Annotated in this window: 18 protein-coding genes; 14 read left to right on the top strand and 4 right to left on the bottom strand. The window is 70.8% G+C overall.

All coding sequences use genetic code 11. From position 1 onward, the window contains the following. The first annotated feature begins 145 nt into the window (after nt 1–145). The 10 genes from ACIBLC_RS30670 (at nt 146) to ACIBLC_RS30625 (ending at nt 10,056) form a co-directional block, all read left to right on the top strand. The gene (locus ACIBLC_RS30670; RefSeq protein ID WP_399214580.1) at nt 146–1,117 is read left to right on the top strand and encodes a FecCD family ABC transporter permease; all 972 of its coding nucleotides are present in this window, start codon (nt 146–148) and stop codon (nt 1,115–1,117) included. After that, nucleotides 1,114–2,178 carry a FecCD family ABC transporter permease gene (locus ACIBLC_RS30665; protein WP_399214579.1) on the top strand — a complete coding sequence of 355 codons (1,065 nt, stop codon included), beginning with the start codon at nt 1,114–1,116 and terminating at the stop codon, nt 2,176–2,178. The genes ACIBLC_RS30670 and ACIBLC_RS30665 overlap by 4 nt, the downstream gene beginning before the upstream one ends. Before the next feature lie 7 nt (nt 2,179–2,185). Next, a complete protein-coding gene (locus ACIBLC_RS30660) occupies nt 2,186–3,148 on the top strand; it encodes an ABC transporter ATP-binding protein (protein WP_399214578.1) in 963 nt (320 codons plus the stop codon). A gap of 168 nt (nt 3,149–3,316) precedes the next feature. Then, complete coding sequence (locus ACIBLC_RS30655; protein WP_399214577.1) at nt 3,317–3,967, top strand: GntR family transcriptional regulator; 651 nt, start codon at nt 3,317–3,319, stop codon at nt 3,965–3,967. 46 nt (nt 3,968–4,013) lie between these two features. Next, on the top strand, nt 4,014–4,763 hold the full coding sequence (locus ACIBLC_RS30650; protein WP_399214576.1) for a PIG-L deacetylase family protein: 750 nt from the start codon (nt 4,014–4,016) through the stop codon (nt 4,761–4,763). After that, nucleotides 4,760–5,470 carry a 4-carboxy-4-hydroxy-2-oxoadipate aldolase/oxaloacetate decarboxylase gene (locus ACIBLC_RS30645; RefSeq protein WP_399214575.1) on the top strand — a complete coding sequence of 237 codons (711 nt, stop codon included), beginning with the start codon at nt 4,760–4,762 and terminating at the stop codon, nt 5,468–5,470. The genes ACIBLC_RS30650 and ACIBLC_RS30645 overlap by 4 nt, the downstream gene beginning before the upstream one ends. Further along, nucleotides 5,467–6,552, top strand: a complete 1,086-nt coding sequence (locus ACIBLC_RS30640; RefSeq protein WP_399214574.1) for a 4-oxalomesaconate tautomerase — start codon at nt 5,467–5,469, stop codon at nt 6,550–6,552. Before ACIBLC_RS30645 ends, ACIBLC_RS30640 begins: the two co-directional genes overlap by 4 nt. A 10-nt stretch (nt 6,553–6,562) precedes the next feature. Further along, nucleotides 6,563–7,513: a catechol 2,3-dioxygenase gene (locus ACIBLC_RS30635; RefSeq protein WP_399214573.1), complete on the top strand. Its 951-nt coding sequence runs from the start codon at nt 6,563–6,565 to the stop codon at nt 7,511–7,513. Between the two features lie 277 nt (nt 7,514–7,790). Then, nucleotides 7,791–9,113 (top strand): MFS transporter, encoded by a 1,323-nt coding sequence (locus ACIBLC_RS30630; protein WP_399214572.1) that lies wholly within the window; start codon nt 7,791–7,793, stop codon nt 9,111–9,113. Between the two features lie 151 nt (nt 9,114–9,264). Then, on the top strand, nt 9,265–10,056 hold the full coding sequence (locus ACIBLC_RS30625; protein WP_399214571.1) for a GNAT family N-acetyltransferase: 792 nt from the start codon (nt 9,265–9,267) through the stop codon (nt 10,054–10,056). A 31-nt stretch (nt 10,057–10,087) separates the two neighbouring features. Here the strand turns inward: ACIBLC_RS30625 and ACIBLC_RS30620 are convergent, their stop codons facing one another. The 3 genes from ACIBLC_RS30620 to ACIBLC_RS30610 all read right to left on the bottom strand — a co-directional run bounded on the left by ACIBLC_RS30620 (nt 10,088) and on the right by ACIBLC_RS30610 (nt 12,222). Continuing rightward, complete coding sequence (locus tag ACIBLC_RS30620; protein ID WP_399214570.1) at nt 10,088–10,969, bottom strand: GNAT family N-acetyltransferase; 882 nt, start codon at nt 10,967–10,969, stop codon at nt 10,088–10,090. A 169-nt stretch (nt 10,970–11,138) separates the two neighbouring features. Next, nucleotides 11,139–11,678 carry a hypothetical protein gene (locus ACIBLC_RS30615; protein WP_399214569.1) on the bottom strand — a complete coding sequence of 180 codons (540 nt, stop codon included), beginning with the start codon at nt 11,676–11,678 and terminating at the stop codon, nt 11,139–11,141. A 103-nt stretch (nt 11,679–11,781) separates the two neighbouring features. Then, nucleotides 11,782–12,222 carry an SPW repeat protein gene (locus ACIBLC_RS30610; protein WP_399214568.1) on the bottom strand — a complete coding sequence of 147 codons (441 nt, stop codon included), beginning with the start codon at nt 12,220–12,222 and terminating at the stop codon, nt 11,782–11,784. Between the two features lie 130 nt (nt 12,223–12,352). On the opposite strand from ACIBLC_RS30610, the gene ACIBLC_RS30605 reads away from it, so the two are divergent. Beyond that, on the top strand, nt 12,353–12,784 hold the full coding sequence (locus ACIBLC_RS30605) for a hydrolase (RefSeq protein WP_399214567.1): 432 nt from the start codon (nt 12,353–12,355) through the stop codon (nt 12,782–12,784). Here the strand turns inward: ACIBLC_RS30605 and ACIBLC_RS30600 are convergent. Further along, a complete protein-coding gene (locus ACIBLC_RS30600) occupies nt 12,759–13,694 on the bottom strand; it encodes a LysR family transcriptional regulator (RefSeq protein WP_399214566.1) in 936 nt (311 codons plus the stop codon). The genes ACIBLC_RS30605 and ACIBLC_RS30600 overlap by 26 nt on opposite strands. A gap of 137 nt (nt 13,695–13,831) precedes the next feature. Here ACIBLC_RS30600 and ACIBLC_RS30595 point away from each other — a divergent pair, with 137 nt between their 5' ends. The 3 genes from ACIBLC_RS30595 to ssuE all read left to right on the top strand — a co-directional run bounded on the left by ACIBLC_RS30595 (nt 13,832) and on the right by ssuE (nt 15,859). Further along, a complete protein-coding gene (locus ACIBLC_RS30595; protein ID WP_399214675.1) occupies nt 13,832–13,915 on the top strand; it encodes a putative leader peptide in 84 nt (27 codons plus the stop codon). A gap of 183 nt (nt 13,916–14,098) precedes the next feature. Next, nucleotides 14,099–15,217 (top strand): dimethylsulfone monooxygenase SfnG, encoded by a 1,119-nt coding sequence (gene sfnG, locus ACIBLC_RS30590; protein WP_399214565.1) that lies wholly within the window; start codon nt 14,099–14,101, stop codon nt 15,215–15,217. 87 nt (nt 15,218–15,304) lie between these two features. Next, nucleotides 15,305–15,859 (top strand): NADPH-dependent FMN reductase, encoded by a 555-nt coding sequence (ssuE, locus tag ACIBLC_RS30585; RefSeq protein WP_399214564.1) that lies wholly within the window; start codon nt 15,305–15,307, stop codon nt 15,857–15,859.

Genomic DNA, 15,859 nt, shown 5'->3' with positions numbered 1-15,859 from the left:
TATGAAAAATTGGACGTCAACATTTATGTCAACAATGAGGAGGGCTCGGCGAGTTCCGCGGGGAACCCGACCCGGCCACCGGGAACCGCTCACGTCGCGGGAACGCCCCGTCATCCTGGCCGCCGCGGGGTTCGTCCTCCTGCTCATGGCCCTCGTCCTGCTGTCCCTCCTCATCGGTACCGGATCCACCTCCATGGGCGGCGCCTGGGACTACCTGACCGGCGACCCGGCCGCCCGCGCGAACGACCGACTCCGACTGGCCGTCATGGATGTCCGCCTCCCGCGCACCCTCGCCGGAGTACTTGTCGGCGGTTGCCTCGGCATCGCCGGCTGCCTGCTCCAGGCCGCGACCCGCAACCCGCTCGCGGAGACCGGACTGCTCGGCGTCAACTCCGGCGCCGCCTTCGCCGTCGTTCTCGGCCTGACGTACTTCGACGCCCACTCACCCGCCGCGCTGATGGTCTGGGCCCTGCTGGGCGGCATGGCCGCGAGCGCGATCGTCCTGCTGCTCGCAGCCTCCGGGCGCGCCGCCGGGTCCCCGCTGCGGCTCGTCCTCGTCGGGTCCGCGCTCGGCGCCACCTTCCACGGCCTCACGTCGTACGTCCTCCTCGGCACCCGGTCGACGTACGACACCTATCGCTACTGGACGATCGGCTCCCTCGCCGGAGTCGAGACCGCCGACCTGCTGCCCCTGCTGCCGTTGGCCGCGCTCGGCCTGCTCGTCGCGCTCGGCAGTGCCCGCCCCCTGTCGGCTCTCGGCCTCGGCGACGACAGCGCCCGCTCGCTCGGCCACCATCCCGGCCGGATCCGCCTCGTCGTGGCGGGAGCCGTCTCGCTGCTCGTCGGCTGCGCGGTCGCGGTGGCAGGCCCCATCGCCTTCCTCGGACTGCTCGCCCCCTACGCCGCCCGAGCGCTGACGGGAGCGAGGATGACCGCCCAACTCGTCCTGTCCGCGCTGGTCGCGGCCGATGTCATGCTGCTCGCCGACATCCTCGCCAGGATGGTCATCAAGCCCTGGGAGACCCCGGTCAGCGTGCTGCTCGCCCTCGTGGGCGGGCCGCTGCTCGTCTGGATCGCCCGCTCGTCGCGGCTGTCCACGGCGGGAGCGTCGGCATGAGCGAGGCGACCCGTCCGGATGTGACGCCGCCCGACAGCACCGTGCTGCGCACAGGCACGCTCTCGTGGCTGTTCCCGCGCCGCGGCGCGCTCGCCGCCGCCGTCCTCGTACCCGTGCTCCTCGTCCTCATCGCCCTTGCGGTGCTGGCGAGTTCGACCGGGATGGGCCCGTCGCGGACCCTTTCCGGGCTGCTCGGCACCGGCGACCCCGGGACCGTCATGATCGTGCGGGACTTCCGCCTGCCGCGCGTCTTCGTCGGCCTCATGGTGGGTGCCGCCCTCGGCATCGCGGGCTGTCTCACCCAGACCCTCGCCGGCAACCGGCTCGCCACCCCCGACCTCGTCGGCGTCAACGAGGGTGCCACAGCGGCCGTCGTCGCCTCGGCGGCCGGCTCTGCGACCGGCATGGTCGGCGCCTGGTGGCTCGGCCCGCTCGGTGCCGTCGCCGCCGCGGTCCTCGTCGTCCTGTGCGCGGGCGGCGCGGGCGCGGCCGGCTACCGCGTCCTGGTGGTCGGCATCGGCGTCTCCACGTTCATCGGCGCCGTGAGCGACCTCATCATGTCCCGCGAGAACGACAACACCGCGGGCGGCGTCTTCCTTTGGGCGGTCGGCAGCCTCAACGGCCGTGACTGGAGCGTCGGTACGCCGCTGCTGATCGCCCTGCTCTTCCTGGTCCCGCTCTCCCTGGCGGCCGGGCACCGTCTCCAACTCCTGCGCTTCGACGACGACATGGCGGCCTCCCTGGGCGTCGACCTGCCACGCATGCGCGCCGCCGCGCTCGCCCTCGCCGTCGCCCTCGCCGGTGTCGCGGTCGGTGTCGGCGGCCCCATCGCCTTCGTCGCCCTCGCCGCCCCGATCCTCGCCCAGAGGTCGGCCGGACCCACCCGCGTCCCGGTCCTCGGCTCCGCCCTGACCGGCGCCGCCCTCATCGCGGCGGCAGACGCGCTGGGCCGTGTCGTCGCCCCCGTCGAACTCCCCGTCGGTGTCGTCACCAGCGTCCTCGGCGGCCCCTTCCTCCTCTGGGTCCTCTTCCGCCCGGACCGCACCACCGGAAAGGCCTGACCACTCCATGCCCGACCTCCCGAAGACCGACGCGGCGACCGGTGCCGTGACCGACGCCGTGACCGACGCGAGTGGTACCTCGACCGGCACGGTGACCCACGCGAGTGAGACCGTGCCCGGCACGTTGACCGAGGCGACCGACACCGCGCCCGACACCGTGACCGAGGCGGCTACCACCGCACCCGGCCTCGAAGTCCGCGCACTGCACGCCGGCTACCCCGGCCGCCCCGTCGTCCAGGACGTTGATCTCACCCTCCCCGCCGGACAGGTCGCCGCCATCGTGGGCCCCAACGGCTGTGGAAAATCAACCCTGTTGCGCGCCATCGCCCGCCTGCACCGGCCCGAGTCCGGCACGGTGCACGTCGACGGCGCCGACATCTGGAGCCTCGGTCGGCGGCAGGCCGCCCACCGGGTCGCCCTGCTGCCGCAGTCACCGCGCGCCCCCGAAGCCGTCACCGTGGCCGGGCTCGTGCGCTACGGCCGCCACCCCCACCAGGGCCTGCTGCGCCAGTGGTCGCGCGAGGACGAACAGGCGGTGCGCGACGCCCTCGATGCCACCGGAACCACCGAACTCGCCGCCGAACGCCTCGACCGGCTCTCCGGGGGCCAGCGTCAGCGCTGCTGGCTCGCGATGGTCCTGGCCCAGCACACCCCCGTCGTCCTGCTCGACGAACCCACCAGCGCACTCGACCTCGGTCACGCCGTCGACGTCCTCGAACTCGTCCGCGAGGTCGCCGCCGCCGGGCGCACCGTCGTCATGGTGCAGCACGACCTGGCGGCAGCCGCGCGCTACGCCGACACCGTCGTCGCCATGAAGAACGGCCGCGTCATCGCCCAGGGCGTCCCCCGCGACACGGTCGACGAGACCCTGGTCAAGGAGCTCTACGCGCTGGACGCGGACATCCTGCGGGCCCCGGGCGACGCCTCACCGGTCGTCGTACCGCGCGCCCGCCGACGTACGGACGGCTGACGTCCGTCGGTACGCGGACGGCTGACGTCCGCGTCCCCTCCCCACCCGCGTCTCCCGCTGGCCGCCATCGGCGGTCACCGAAGCCCAGCGGCGACATGGAGAACAAAATTGTTGACAATCTTGTTGGACTAGATTTAGGTTCGACAGGCACTCACTCAGGGAGGGCACATGCCGAAAGAAGCCCGTCCGAGCACCGGAGAGCAGGCCAAGCAGCACGCGCTCGCGCAGCTGCGGCAGGCGATTCTGCGCGGCGACATGGCACCGGCCCAGCGGCTGGTGGAGAACGAGCTCGCCGAGCTGTTCGGTGTGACACGGGCCAGCGTCCGGGCAGCGCTGATCGAGCTGGAGTCGGAAGGACTGGTGGAGCGGATCCGCAACCGTGGATCACGGGTGCGGGTGGTGACGGTCGAGGAAGCGGTGGCCATCACCGAGTGCCGGATGGCCCTCGAAGGGCTGTGCGCGGCCAAGGCGGCCATCGCGGCCACCGACGATCAGCTCGCCGAACTGGCGGACCTGGGCAGGGCGATGACCAAGGCCGTGGCCGACGGCGAGCCGATCACCTACTCCGAGCTCAATCACGAAGTGCACGCCCGGGTAAGGCAGTTCAGCGGCCAGGAAGTGGCCGTGGGGCTGCTGGAGCGGCTCAACGCGCAGCTGGTGCGCCATCGTTTCCAGCTCGCGCTGCGGCCGGGCCGGCCACAGCAGTCCCTGAGCGAGCATCTGACCATGATCGAGGCGATCACGGCCAGGGACCCGCAGGCGGCCGAGGCGGCCGTCCGCGCCCACCTCAGCAGCGTGATCGACGCGTTGCGCGACTGACGCGGCCGAGGCGGGCGCACACCTGTCCACCAAGGAGAGTTGAGCAATGACGCACGGCTACGCGCCCGCCACCCCACGATCGACACTCGTCGTCACCGCGCATGCCGGAGACTTCGTGTGGCGGGCCGGGGGCGCGATCGCCCTGGCCGCCTCCCGCGGCGAGAAGGTCACCATCGCGTGTCTGACCTTCGGCGAGCGCGGCGAGTCCGCCAAGGCCTGGCGCGACGGCAGGAACCTCGAGGAGATCAAGGCGATACGCCGCGAGGAGGCCGAGAAGGCCGCTGCCACCCTCGGTGCCGAGGTCCGCTTCTTCGACGCCGGCGACTACCCGCTGGTCGCCACCGCCGAGCTGACCGACCAGCTGGTGGCCGTCTACCGCGAGACCCAGCCCGACGTCGTGCTCACCCACCCCGTCGAGGACCCGTACAACGGCGACCACCCCGCCGCCAACCGGATGGCGCTGGAGGCCCGCGTCCTCGCGCAGGCCATCGGCTACCCCGGCCCGGGCGGGATCATCGGCGCCCCGCCGGTCTTCTACTTCGAGCCGCACCAGCCCGAGATGAGCGGCTTCCGGCCCGAGGTGCTCCTCGACATCACCGAGGTCTGGGAGACCAAGCGCAAGGCGATGGAGTGCCTCGGCGCCCAGCAGCACCTGTGGGAGTACTACACCGACCTCGCCGTACGCCGCGGTGTCCAGCTCAAGCGCAACGCGGGGCCCAACCTGGGCCTGGCACACAAGACCATGGCCGAGGCGTACATGCGCCCGTACCCGCAGATCGCGAAGGAGCTGGCATGAGTGGCGTGATTGTCACCAACCCGCCGAAGGCGGAGCTCAAGGACGTCGACGCGCTCGCGGGATACGGCGTCGCCACCGTCCACGAGGCGATGGGCCGCACCGGCCTGCTCGGCACGCATCTGCGCCCGGTCCAGCAGGACACCCGGGTCGCGGGCACCGCCGTCACGGTGCTCAGCTGGCCCGGCGACAACCTCATGATCCACGCCGCGGTCGAGCAGTGCGGCGAGGGCGACATCCTGGTCGTCACCACCACCTCGGCCTCCACCGACGGCATGTTCGGCGAGCTGTTCGCCACCGCGCTCAAGCAGCGCGGCGTACGCGGCGTCGTGACCAACGCGGGCATCCGCGACACCGCCGAGCTGCGCGAGATGGGCTTCCCGGCCTGGGCCGCCGCGGTCAGCCCGCAGGGCACCGTGAAGGCGACCGGCGGTTCGGTGAACGTGCCGGTGGTGATCGGCGGCCAGATCATCCGGCCCGGCGACGTGATCCTCGCCGACGACGACGGCGTGGTGTGCGTGCCCCGCGAGCGGACCGGCGAGACCGTCGAGGCGTCCGAGGCCCGCGAGAACAAGGAGGCCGCCACCCGTGCCGCCTTCATCGAGGGCCAACTGGGCCTCGACCGCTACGGCCTGCGCGAGACCCTCGTACGTCTCGGAGTGACCTACCGGTCCTACGACGAACACGTGCGGGGCGGAGTGGAGTCATGACCGCCCCTGAGGAAGTGCGCTGCATGCTCATGCGCGGCGGCACCTCCAAGGGCGCCTACTTCCTGGCCGAGGACCTCCCCGCGGACGCCGGCGCACGCGACGATCTGCTGCTTCGCGTGATGGGCAGCCCCGACCCGCGTCAGATCGACGGCCTGGGCGGGGCGCACCCCCTGACCAGCAAGGTGGCCGTGGTCTCCGCCTCGGCCGGCCCCGAGGCGGACGTCGACTACCTGTTCCTCCAGGTCGGCGTGGACCGGCCCGAGGTCTCCGACCGCCAGAACTGCGGCAACCTGCTCTCCGGGGTCGGCCCGTTCGCCGTCGAACGGGGACTGGTCGCGGCGACGGACGGGCGGACGTCCGTGCGGATCCGCATGGTCAACTCCGGGGATCTCGCGGTCGCGAGCTTCCCCACCCCCGGCGGGCGCGTCGACTACTCCGGCACGGCCGAGATCTCCGGCGTGCCGGGGACGGCGGCGCCGGTGGTGATCGAGTTCCCGCAGGGCGCCGCCCCGCTGCTGCCCACCGGCCACGCCCGTGACCTCGTCGCCGACACCCCGGTCACCTGTGTGGACAACGGGATGCCGACCGTCCTGATCGCCGCCTCGTCCCTCAAGGTCACCGGCTACGAGAGCCCCAAGGACCTGGAGGAGGACCTCGCCCTCGCCGACCGGCTCCGGGAGATCCGGCTGGAGGCCGGAAAGCTGATGGGGCTCGGTGACGTCGAAGGCACCACGGTGCCCAAGCTCAGCCTGCTGGCGGCGCCGCTGGACGGCGGCGCGGTCATGACCCGCACCTTCATCCCGGTGCGCTGCCACACCTCCATCGGCGTCCTCGGCGCCGCGAGCGTCGCGGCGGGACTCCGGGTCGAGGGCGGCGTCGGCCAGGGCGTGGCACGCCTGCCCGCACAAGGGGACCGGCTGCGCATCGAGCACCCCACCGGATTCCTCGACATCGAGGCCGGCATCGAGCCCGGCGCCGACGGCGTCCCCGTGGCCGGACGCACCGCCGTCGTCCGCACCGCACGAAAGATCTTCGACGGCACGGTCTTCGCCCGGCCGGCCGGAGCCGCACAACACCCGTAAGGAGGCCCACATGGCCCCGCCCCTTGGCGACATCGCCCATCTCGGGCACGTCGAACTGCTCACCCCGGACCTGGACGGCAGTCTGAGGTTCTTCACCGACTACCTCGGCCTTACGGTCAATGGCCATGACGGCGACTCGTACTACCTGCGGACCTGGGACGACTACGAGCACCACAGTCTGGTGCTCACCGCCCACGAGACCGCCGGCATGCGGCGCACCGCGCTGCGCGTCTCCAGCGAGGAGGCCCTGCGCCGACGGGTGAAGGAGCTGGAGAGCACCGGCCACGAGGGCCACTGGTCCGAGGACGAGCCGGGCATCGGCCCGTTGTACGTCACCACCGACCCCGACGGCCACGAGCTCGCCCTGTACTGGGAGTCCGAGTGGTATCAGGCCCCGGACGAGCTCCGGCCCGGCCTGAAGAACCAGCCCCAGGCCAAGCCGGGTCACGGCGTGGGCGTACGTCGCCTGGACCACGTCAACTACCTCGCCGCCGACGTCGCCGCCAACGCCGACTTCCACCAGCACGTCCTCGGCGCCCGGCCGACCGAGCAGATCCGGCTCGACGACGGCCGGATCGCCGCGAAGTGGCTGACGTTCACCAACAAGTCGTACGACGTCGTCTACACCGAGGACTGGACGGGCTCGCGCGGGCGGCTGCACCACATCGCGTTCGCGACCGACACCCGCGAGGACATCCTGCGCGCCGCCGATCTCGCCATCGACACCGGTGTGTTCATCGAGACGGGCCCGCACAAGCACGCCATCCAGCAGACGTTCTTCCTGTACGTCTACGAGCCGGGCGGCAACCGCGTCGAGCTGTGCAACCCGCTCACCCGCCTGGTGCTGGCCCCCGACTGGCCGCTGATCACGTGGACCAAGGAGGAGCGGGCGAAGGGGCAGGCCTGGGGTCTGAAGACCATCGAGTCCTTCCACACGCACGGCACACCGCCCGTCGGCTGACGGTAGCGGCCGTCTCATACGGCGAGAACAAGCCACGGAAAACGGGCGGGGCGGCACACGACTGTGTGCCGCTCGTACCCTTTTACCTGCGCCTTTGGCGTTCCCCGATGGCAGGTGACCGTGTCTGGATCGTTTCTTAGATTGTCAACAAAACCGTTGACACTCGGGTTGGTGAATCTTTAGCGTCTCTCCCACCAACCCGGGTCCGCCGCATGAGCCGCGACGACCCTCCCGCACTCCCTCCAGGGACATGCCTCCCGGACGAGAGGAAACAACGATGTCTCCCTCCACCGCTCTCCCTGCCCGCGGCGGGGCCAGGCTGGCCTTTCTGGTCGTGGGCCTGTGCTGGCTGGTCGTCCTGTTCGACGGCCTCGACATGTTCATCTACGGCTCCGTGCTGCCGCACATGCTGGAGACCAAGGCGCTGGGTATCGACGCAGGCAAGGCCGGTGACGTCGGCTCCTACGCCACCTTCGGCATGCTGATCGGCGCGCTCTCGTCCGGCACCGTCAGCGACTGGGTCGGCCGCAAGAAGACGATCATCGTCTCCACTGCGGTCTTCTCGCTGGCCTCCGCGCTCTGCGCCTCCGCCAACAGCCTCGACACCTTCAGCCTCGGCCGCTTCCTGGCCGGCCTCGGTCTCGGCGGCCTGCTGCCGAGCGCGATCACCCTGGTCACCGAGTACGCCCCCCGTGGCCGCGGTGCCCTGATCGTCGGCTCCCTGATGACCGCCCACCAGGCCGGCGGCATCGTCGCCGCCTTCGTCGCGAAGTGGACCGGCGACTGGCGCACCTCCTTCTGGGTCTGCGTGATCCCGCTCTTCATCGGTGTGCCGCTGGCCGCGAAGTACCTGCCCGAGTCGATGGCCTTCCTCCAGGCCAAGGGGCGCGACACGGACGCCCTGGCACTCGCCGACCGCTACGGCGTGGACCTGGCCGCCAGGAACAAGGCCCGCCAGGCCGCCGGCGAGCGCTGGGGCGCGGTCGCCGCCCTCTTCCGCGGTGGCCTGTGGGTCCAGACCCTGTTCTTCTGGCTGGCCTCCTTCGGCGGCCTCCTGCTGGTATACGGCGTCTCGCAGTGGCTGCCGTCGATGATGCGCGCCGCGGGCTACGACCTCGGCTCCTCGCTGAACTTCGTCATCGTCATCAACCTCGGCGGCATCGTCGGCATGCTGATCGGGGGCAGGCTCACCGACAGGTTCGGCGGCTCCCGCATCGCCGCCATCTGGTTCGGCGCCACCGCCATCGGCGTCTACCTGCTCAGCGTCCACATGCCGCTGGCCCTCACCTACATCGTGGTCTTCCTGACCGGCCTGTTCCTCTTCAGTGCCCAGGCGATGATCTACGCGACGGTGGCCGCCCGCGCCGACGCCGAGAACCGGGCCACCGCGGTCGGCTGGGTCTCGGGCATGGGCCGCTTCGGCGCCGTCTTCGGTCCCTGGCTCGGCGGCCAGCTGCTCGCCACCGGCTCGACCACCTCGGGCTTCGTCGCCTTCTCCATCGCGGGTGTCTTCTCGCTGGTGTTCGTCAGCCTGACCGGCCTGCGCGGCGTCCAGCCGACGCCTAAAACCAGCGCGCCGCAACTCACCCCGACCGGCTGACCGGGCGGGCGGGAGACATACATGTGGGCCGGACCCGGCGGGGGTCCGGCCCACACACGCGTCCGCGACGGTGGGTGTGCGGCCGGTGACTTGCGACGATCTTTCGCGATATGCCATTGCCCTGGCCGCCGCAGGGTGCTGGAGTGATCCCATGGATCACGTCGCGGTACTTGCCCTGTTCGACCGGGACATGCGAGAGGGGGCACGCCCTGACGCCCCCGGGGCCCGGATCGAGCACGTCGGCAAGGTGGTGCGCCAGGTGGGCACCGAGCAGGGATGGAGCGGTGTGACCTGGTCGGATCTGGACGAGACGACCGCGGACGCGGAGATCGCCGAGCAGATCCGGTACTTCTCCGGCCTCGGGATCGAGTTCGAGTGGAAGCTCTACGGACACGACCAGCCGGAGGACCTGGGACAGCGGCTGCGGGACGCCGGGTTCACCGCGGCGCCCGAGGAGACACTCATGATCGCCGAACTGGGCGATCTCGTGCTCGACGCCGAGCCGCCCGAGGGCGTTCGGCTGCTTCCCGTCACCGACCGCGCGGGTGTGGACCTCGTGGCCGACGTGCACGAGCAGGCATTCGGCACGGACGGCACGCGGCTGCGCCGCCAACTGCTCGCCCAGTTGACGGGCGACGAGGACACGGTCGTCGCGGTGGTGGCCCTCGCCGGTGACGTTCCGGTCAGCGCGGCCCGTATGGAGCTCCTGCCGGGGGCGCGGTTCGCCGGCCTGTGGGGCGGCGGCACCGTCGAGGCCTGGCGCGGGCGCGGCATCTACCGCGCGCTGGTGGCCCACCGCGCCCGCGTCGCCGCCGACCGCGGCTACCGCTACGTCCAGGTCGACGCCTCCAGCCAGAGCCGCCCGGTCCTCGCCCGCCTGGGCTTCCAGCCGCTGACCACGACGACGCCGTACGTGTACACGCGGGGCGCCGGGTCCGCGTAGGACCGCCGGCCGCGCGTCCGGAGTACGGCTCTCAGAGTGTGAGCTGGTACTCCGCCGCCTTGTGCGTGGGCAGATAGCCGAGCGCGTCGTTGATGTGGAGCATGGGCGCGTTGCTGTCAGCCGTGTCGGTGAGCAGGCCCGCGAGTTCGGGGTGCCGCAGGCGGGCCTGCCGGATCGACTCCGCCTTCATCCGGAGCCCGAGGCCGTGCCCGCGGTGCTCGGGCAGGACACCGGTGCCGTAGTGCTGACCGTCACCGCGTCCGTCGCCCGGCACGACCAGTTCGGAGAACCCCACGATCGAGCCGTCCGAGCGGTCCACCGCGGCGACCGTATGGAGCGACTCCCCGCGCCTGGCGATGGCTTCGGCCGCCGACAGGACCCGCTCCACGTCCCACACGACGCTCCCGTAGTCGGTCCCCTCCATCGGCATGTCGTCCATGGCCCGCCGGGAGTCGGCGAAGGAACGTGCCTGCCCGGGCGGCACGGCGCCGTCCCAGTGGGTCAACTCGTAGCCGGGGTGCGGGTGTTGTGCGATCTGGGTGATCCGGGCGAGATCCACGTCGGGGAGGGTCAGCCTCGCGTACGTCAGCGCCAGCACCCGGCGAAAGCCGCGCGCCGCCAGGAAGAGGTCGCCGGGGGAGCCGTCTTCGGCCTGCGCGACGAGTGACCTGCGTCCCTCGCTCCGCGCCGCGGCGACGGCCGCGTCCAGGAGGAGACCGCCCACTCCCTGCCGTCGCTCACCCGGATGTACGGCGATCTCGAGCTCCGCGAGATGCTCCTGTCCGTCCTTCGTGAACAGCCGCAGGAAGGCGGAGCCCAGCGGGACTCCGTCGGCGTCGGAGGCCAGCCACACCAGGCGTCGGCTCGACGGTGTGGTCCCGGGATCGGTCAGTGGTGTGACGTGCGGTGGCAACGGTTCTCCGTGGCGGCTGGACGGGTGCGGCGAAACCCGCAGAACCTAGCCGCCACGGTGTGTGAGCCGCAAGGGAAATAGTGCTCCAGCGGTGGCACGGTCCTTGCCACCTACTCGAAACGCCGGGACGGGGTGCACCCAGCGCACGTTCGACCTCTCCCGCCGGGGGTCACTCAGGGTGGATCCACCCGGTGGCGGCCACGACCTCACGCGCGATGTCCACCACCGTGCGGTCGTCGGTCGCCACCCGGACGGTGTCCGCGGGCACCCGCTCGTCGAGGAGCCGGGCCTTGTGGGCACTGTTGGCCAGCTCCCGCTCCAGCTCGGAACCGATCTCCCGGCCCTTGAGCCGCCGGGCGGTGGTGTCGTCGGTGGCGGTCAGCAGCACGCGGACGATCCGTACGTCCGTCCCGATGGCCCGCTCGAACAGGCTCGCCGACTCGGTCAGCACGCTCAGGGTGTTGGTGTAGACGAGACGCCGGTGGCCGAGGTCGGCGAAGTTCCCCCACACCGCACGGAGATTGCGTTCGGTGATCCCGGCACGGTGCGGGTCGCCGTCGGGCGCTGGATGCACGTACCCCATGAAGTCGCCCTCGATCACCGCGTGGCCGACCTCCGCGGCCTTCAGCCGTGCCGAGACCTCCCAGCTCACCGTGGATTTGCCGACGCCCGCGCGCCCGCCGATGAGCAGCACCTCCGTGTGATCCATACGAGAAGCGTGCCAGAGCGGGGCGCGCCCGGCTCTCGGTGTACCCCCGAGCGCGTTCCCGCCCTGACCCGCGGGTCGGTGACCGGCTGTCGCCTTCCTCCGGCTACGCCCGAGGCGTGCTGCCCCTTGCCGTGACCGCGCAGATCGCCCCCAGCGCCACGGCCAGCGCGCCGATGATGATGCTGTTGAGTACGGCCCCGGTGTCCGGGCTGCTGCCGACGATCCACGGCGAGATGATCATCCACGCGCCCATCGCGCAGAGTGCCCAGCTCAGTCCGTTCATCCTCTCCGGTGCGAGGGTGAATCCGAGGGCCAGCAGGCCTATCGCGATGCCCATGATGAGGTTGTGCGTCACCAGGGCGGGCTGGCTGGTCGTGTAGTGGAGTATCCATGGGGACATCGCGCAGTACAGGCCGAGCAGGAACACCGGCCCGTCCACGAGTGCCACATCGCGACCGCCGAGCATGCGGGCATACCGGTCCCGCATTTCGTCTACGTCGGGGTGGCTGCCGATGTCACCTCTGGGGTGCGAGACGTTGGCCATGACTCGTCTCCTTCGAGCTCTTTCGATCTGTGCGGCCCCACCGCTCCGGTGGCGGTATGCGGTAAGTGCCTGATTCGTTCTATTGTGCTCTTATTTCTTCTTTATGTGTAGCGGGCGGTGGGGGAGGCAAATGGGTGAGAGTGAGCTGCTGGCGCGGTTGCCCGAGCGGGTCTGGTCGACGCCGTACGTCGGGGGGCGCTTTCCCGGCTCCCGGGCCGTCACTGAGCGGCCGGGCCTCGCGGAGGGCGCCAACTGCCAGCTCTTCGCCTACGAGGTGCTCCGCCACTTCGCCATGGAGGTCCCCGCGTGGCGGTCGAGCGACCTGTGGGCCGACACCGCACTCACCGAACGGGTGGCGAACGCCCGGCCGCTGGACCTGGTCCTCTTCAACGCCACCGACGAGTCCTGGGGCGCGCACGTCGGCGTGGTCGTGGGGGAGGGCCGGGTCCTGCACCTCAGTGCCGAGGCGGGGCGTCCGGCGGTGTGGGGCCTGGCGGACTTCGCCGCCCGGGACCGCTATCGCACGCTCCTCGGTTTCAAGCGGGTCCCGCGCCGGGGGTGAGCCGGCCACCCAGCTCCCGGGACCTTCGTACGAACGCCTCGTGCAGGTCGTCGGCCGCGCGAGGTACCGAGTCCGCCCGGCGCCGCTGAAGCATCAGCACCACCTCCGTCGAGTCCTCGTCGATCGGCCGGCAGGTGATCGCGCCGCGTCGCTCCAGCGGATCGCCCAGCACACTGAAGTCGGGCAGGACCGTCGCGCCCAGCCCTTCGGCGACCATCTGCTTGCCCATCTCGGCGCCGTCGGTGGAGTACGAGAAGGCCGGTACGTTCCCCTCCAGGAGCCGGTGGACGTAGCGGTGCATGACGTATCCGGTGCGCATGGCGATCAGCGGCTCCCGCTCGTCGAGGAGGTCCGACACCGAGACCGTGCTGAGCGCGGCGAGGGGACTGTCCGGACGTACGCACAACACCGGCCGCCCGCGCAGCAGTTCGGTGGTCTCGAAGTCGGCGGGCAGGTCGTCGCCGTCGAGATGGTTCACCAGCCCCAGGTCGAGGCCGCCCTCCGACAGGGCCCGGTGGATGTCCGACTGCTGGGTGCCGACCACCTCCACCTGTGTCAGCGGATGCGTCGTGCGGAACTCCCGGACCGTCGGGATGAGCAACGGCACGGTCGCCGCGTTCACCGTGCCGACGCGGACCATCCGGCTGATCCGGTGCTGTTCGCCCGCCGCGCCCCGCAGCCGGTCGACCGCGTCCAGCACGTTGATGATGTGCGGCAGCAGGTCGCGCCCCTCGGCGCTCATCCTCGCCCCGGTCCTTTTGCGTTCCAGCAGTTCGACGCCGAGTTCGCGCTCCAGATTCCGTACGGTCTCGCTGAGCGCGGGCTGCGACAGGTGGAGTTCCTCGGCCGCCCGGCGCAGTGAACCGAGCCGGGTGACCGCCGCGATGTATTCCAGCTGCTCTATTCGCACATCGGCAGAATCCTGTCCCCGGTCCGCAGCGTTCAAGGGTTTCCCTGTCACACCTTCGTGAAATTCAGCGGTCCGGGATGCGAGACCGGCCGGCTGTTCCTTGACGGTCCGGACGGGGGGCTGCGACGATCGACGACATGAAGACGCAACCGGACCTCACGCGGCGACGCCATGTCGACCTCGCGCGTGTCTCCAGTTCCTTCTGTTGTCGCGAAGCCTGACGATCCCGACGGTAGGGTCCCCTTTGCACAGGCCGGCCCGCCGGCGGTGAATTCTCCCGCACGGCTCAGCTCGGTGTTCTGAGGCCCTCGTCGGTCCCCCTTTCAATGCCCGCATTCCCATGGAAAAGCCGGGCCCGTAATTCGTCATGCCCTCGTACAGAAAACCGGGAGTTCTCTGTGTCCGTGACAGAACCCGTCCGCTTCGCCTACTGGGTCCCCAACGTCAGCGGCGGCCTGGTCACCAGCAAGATCGAGCAGCGCACCGACTGGGGTTACGAGTACAACCGCGAACTCGCAGTACTCGCCGAGAACAACGGCTTCGACTACGCGCTCAGCCAGGTCCGCTACATGGCCAGCTACGGCGCGGAGTTCCAGCACGAGTCGACCAGCTTCAGCCTCGCGCTGCTCCTCGCCACCGAGCGTCTGAAGGTCATCGCCGCCGTCCACCCGGGCCTGTGGCACCCGGGTGTCCTCGCCAAGCTCGGCGCCACCGCCGACCACCTGTCCAACGGCAGGTTCGCGGTCAACGTCGTGAGCGGCTGGTTCAAGGGCGAGTTCACGGCTCTCGGCGAGCCCTGGCTGGAGCACGACGAGCGCTACCGCCGCTCCGAGGAGTTCATCCGCGCCCTGCGGCAGATCTGGACCGAGGACCACACCGAACTCGCTGGTGACTTCTACCGGTTGAGGGACTTCACGCTGAAGCCAAAGCCCCTCAACACCCCCGAGCGGCCGCACCCGGAGATCTTCCAGGGCGGCAACTCCAGCGCCGCCCGCGCCATGGCGGGACGGGTCTCCGACTGGTACTTCTCCAACGGCAAGGACTTCGACGGCGTCACCGAACAGCTCGCGGACGTCCACAAGTCCGCGACCGAAGCCGGCCGCAAGGCGCCCGGGTTCGGCCTCAACGGCTTCCTGATCGCCCGCGACACCGAGGCCGAGGCCCGCGACACGCTCCGCGAGATCGTCGCCAAGGCCGACAACGAGGCTGTGGAGGGATTCGGCGCTGCCGTGAAGCAGGCGGGGCAGTCCACGGCCGACGGCAAGGGCATGTGGCAGGACTCCAGCTTCGAGGACCTCGTCCAGTACAACGACGGATTCCGTACGGGGCTGATCGGCACCCCGGAGCAGATCGCCGAGCGGATCGTCGCCTACAAGCGTCTCGGCGTGGACCTGCTCCTCCTCGGCTTCCTGCACTACCACGAGGAAGTGGAGTACTTCGGCCGCCGGGTGCTGCCCCTCGTACGTGAACTGGAAGCCCAACTGCCCGATTCGGCGGCCGAGTCAGTGGCCCTCCACGCCTGACCACCCGCCGGGACCCGACCGGCACTCCTGACCGTCCGACGGGCGCGCCTCCGCCGGGAGGCGCCCCGCTCCGCAGAAAGAGGGCCCATGGCCACCGTCCTTTCCGTCTCCGGCAGTCCCTCCGTCTCCTCCCGTACCGCCAAGCTCCTGCGCCACCTGGACACCCGGCTGGCCGCGCAGGGCCACGAGGTCATCCCGCTCGACGTCCGCACCATCCCGGCGGAGGCCCTGCTGGGCGCCGACTTCACGCACCCCGCCATCGTCGAGGCGACCGCGCTGTTCGCCCGCGCCGACGGCGTCGTCATCGGCACCCCCGTCTACAAGGCCGCCTACTCCGGCGTACTGAAAGCCCTGCTCGACCTGCTCCCGCAGTACGCCCTCACCGGAAAGACCGTGCTGCCGCTGGTCACCGGAGGCAGCACCGCACACGTCCTCGCGCTCGACTACGCGCTGCGCCCGGTCCTCAACTCCATGGGCGCCGCGCACATAGTCCAGGGCTGGTTCACCCTCGACAAGGACATCCGTGCCGGCGAGGACGGCGGCATCACCGTGGCGCCGGGGGCCGCCGAGGCGCTGGCCCAGGTGGTCGACCAGTTCTCCGTCGCGCTGGGCCGCACGTCACTGCTGGCTGCGGCAGGCTGA

The organism is Streptomyces sp. NPDC050535 (genome assembly GCF_044457665.1).
Taxonomy (GTDB): domain Bacteria; phylum Actinomycetota; class Actinomycetes; order Streptomycetales; family Streptomycetaceae; genus Streptomyces.
The sequence above is the reverse complement of the archived record's forward strand: the minus strand, read 5'-3'. Positions and strand labels throughout refer to the sequence as shown.

Coding starts and splice junctions, on each gene's coding strand:
- ACIBLC_RS30605 (WP_399214567.1), top strand. CDS start 12,353: ATGGGTGAGAGTGAGCTGCTGGCGCGGTTGCCCGAGCGGGTCTGGTCG.
- ACIBLC_RS30610 (WP_399214568.1), bottom strand. CDS start 12,222: ATGGCCAACGTCTCGCACCCCAGAGGTGACATCGGCAGCCACCCCGAC.
- ACIBLC_RS30640 (WP_399214574.1), top strand. CDS start 5,467: ATGACCGCCCCTGAGGAAGTGCGCTGCATGCTCATGCGCGGCGGCACC.
- ssuE (WP_399214564.1), top strand. CDS start 15,305: ATGGCCACCGTCCTTTCCGTCTCCGGCAGTCCCTCCGTCTCCTCCCGT.
- ACIBLC_RS30660 (WP_399214578.1), top strand. CDS start 2,186: ATGCCCGACCTCCCGAAGACCGACGCGGCGACCGGTGCCGTGACCGAC.
- ACIBLC_RS30630 (WP_399214572.1), top strand. CDS start 7,791: ATGTCTCCCTCCACCGCTCTCCCTGCCCGCGGCGGGGCCAGGCTGGCC.
- ACIBLC_RS30655 (WP_399214577.1), top strand. CDS start 3,317: ATGCCGAAAGAAGCCCGTCCGAGCACCGGAGAGCAGGCCAAGCAGCAC.
- ACIBLC_RS30615 (WP_399214569.1), bottom strand. CDS start 11,678: ATGGATCACACGGAGGTGCTGCTCATCGGCGGGCGCGCGGGCGTCGGC.
- ACIBLC_RS30670 (WP_399214580.1), top strand. CDS start 146: ATGGCCCTCGTCCTGCTGTCCCTCCTCATCGGTACCGGATCCACCTCC.
- ACIBLC_RS30635 (WP_399214573.1), top strand. CDS start 6,563: ATGGCCCCGCCCCTTGGCGACATCGCCCATCTCGGGCACGTCGAACTG.
- ACIBLC_RS30625 (WP_399214571.1), top strand. CDS start 9,265: ATGGATCACGTCGCGGTACTTGCCCTGTTCGACCGGGACATGCGAGAG.
- ACIBLC_RS30650 (WP_399214576.1), top strand. CDS start 4,014: ATGACGCACGGCTACGCGCCCGCCACCCCACGATCGACACTCGTCGTC.
- ACIBLC_RS30595 (WP_399214675.1), top strand. CDS start 13,832: ATGAAGACGCAACCGGACCTCACGCGGCGACGCCATGTCGACCTCGCG.
- ACIBLC_RS30645 (WP_399214575.1), top strand. CDS start 4,760: ATGAGTGGCGTGATTGTCACCAACCCGCCGAAGGCGGAGCTCAAGGAC.
- ACIBLC_RS30665 (WP_399214579.1), top strand. CDS start 1,114: ATGAGCGAGGCGACCCGTCCGGATGTGACGCCGCCCGACAGCACCGTG.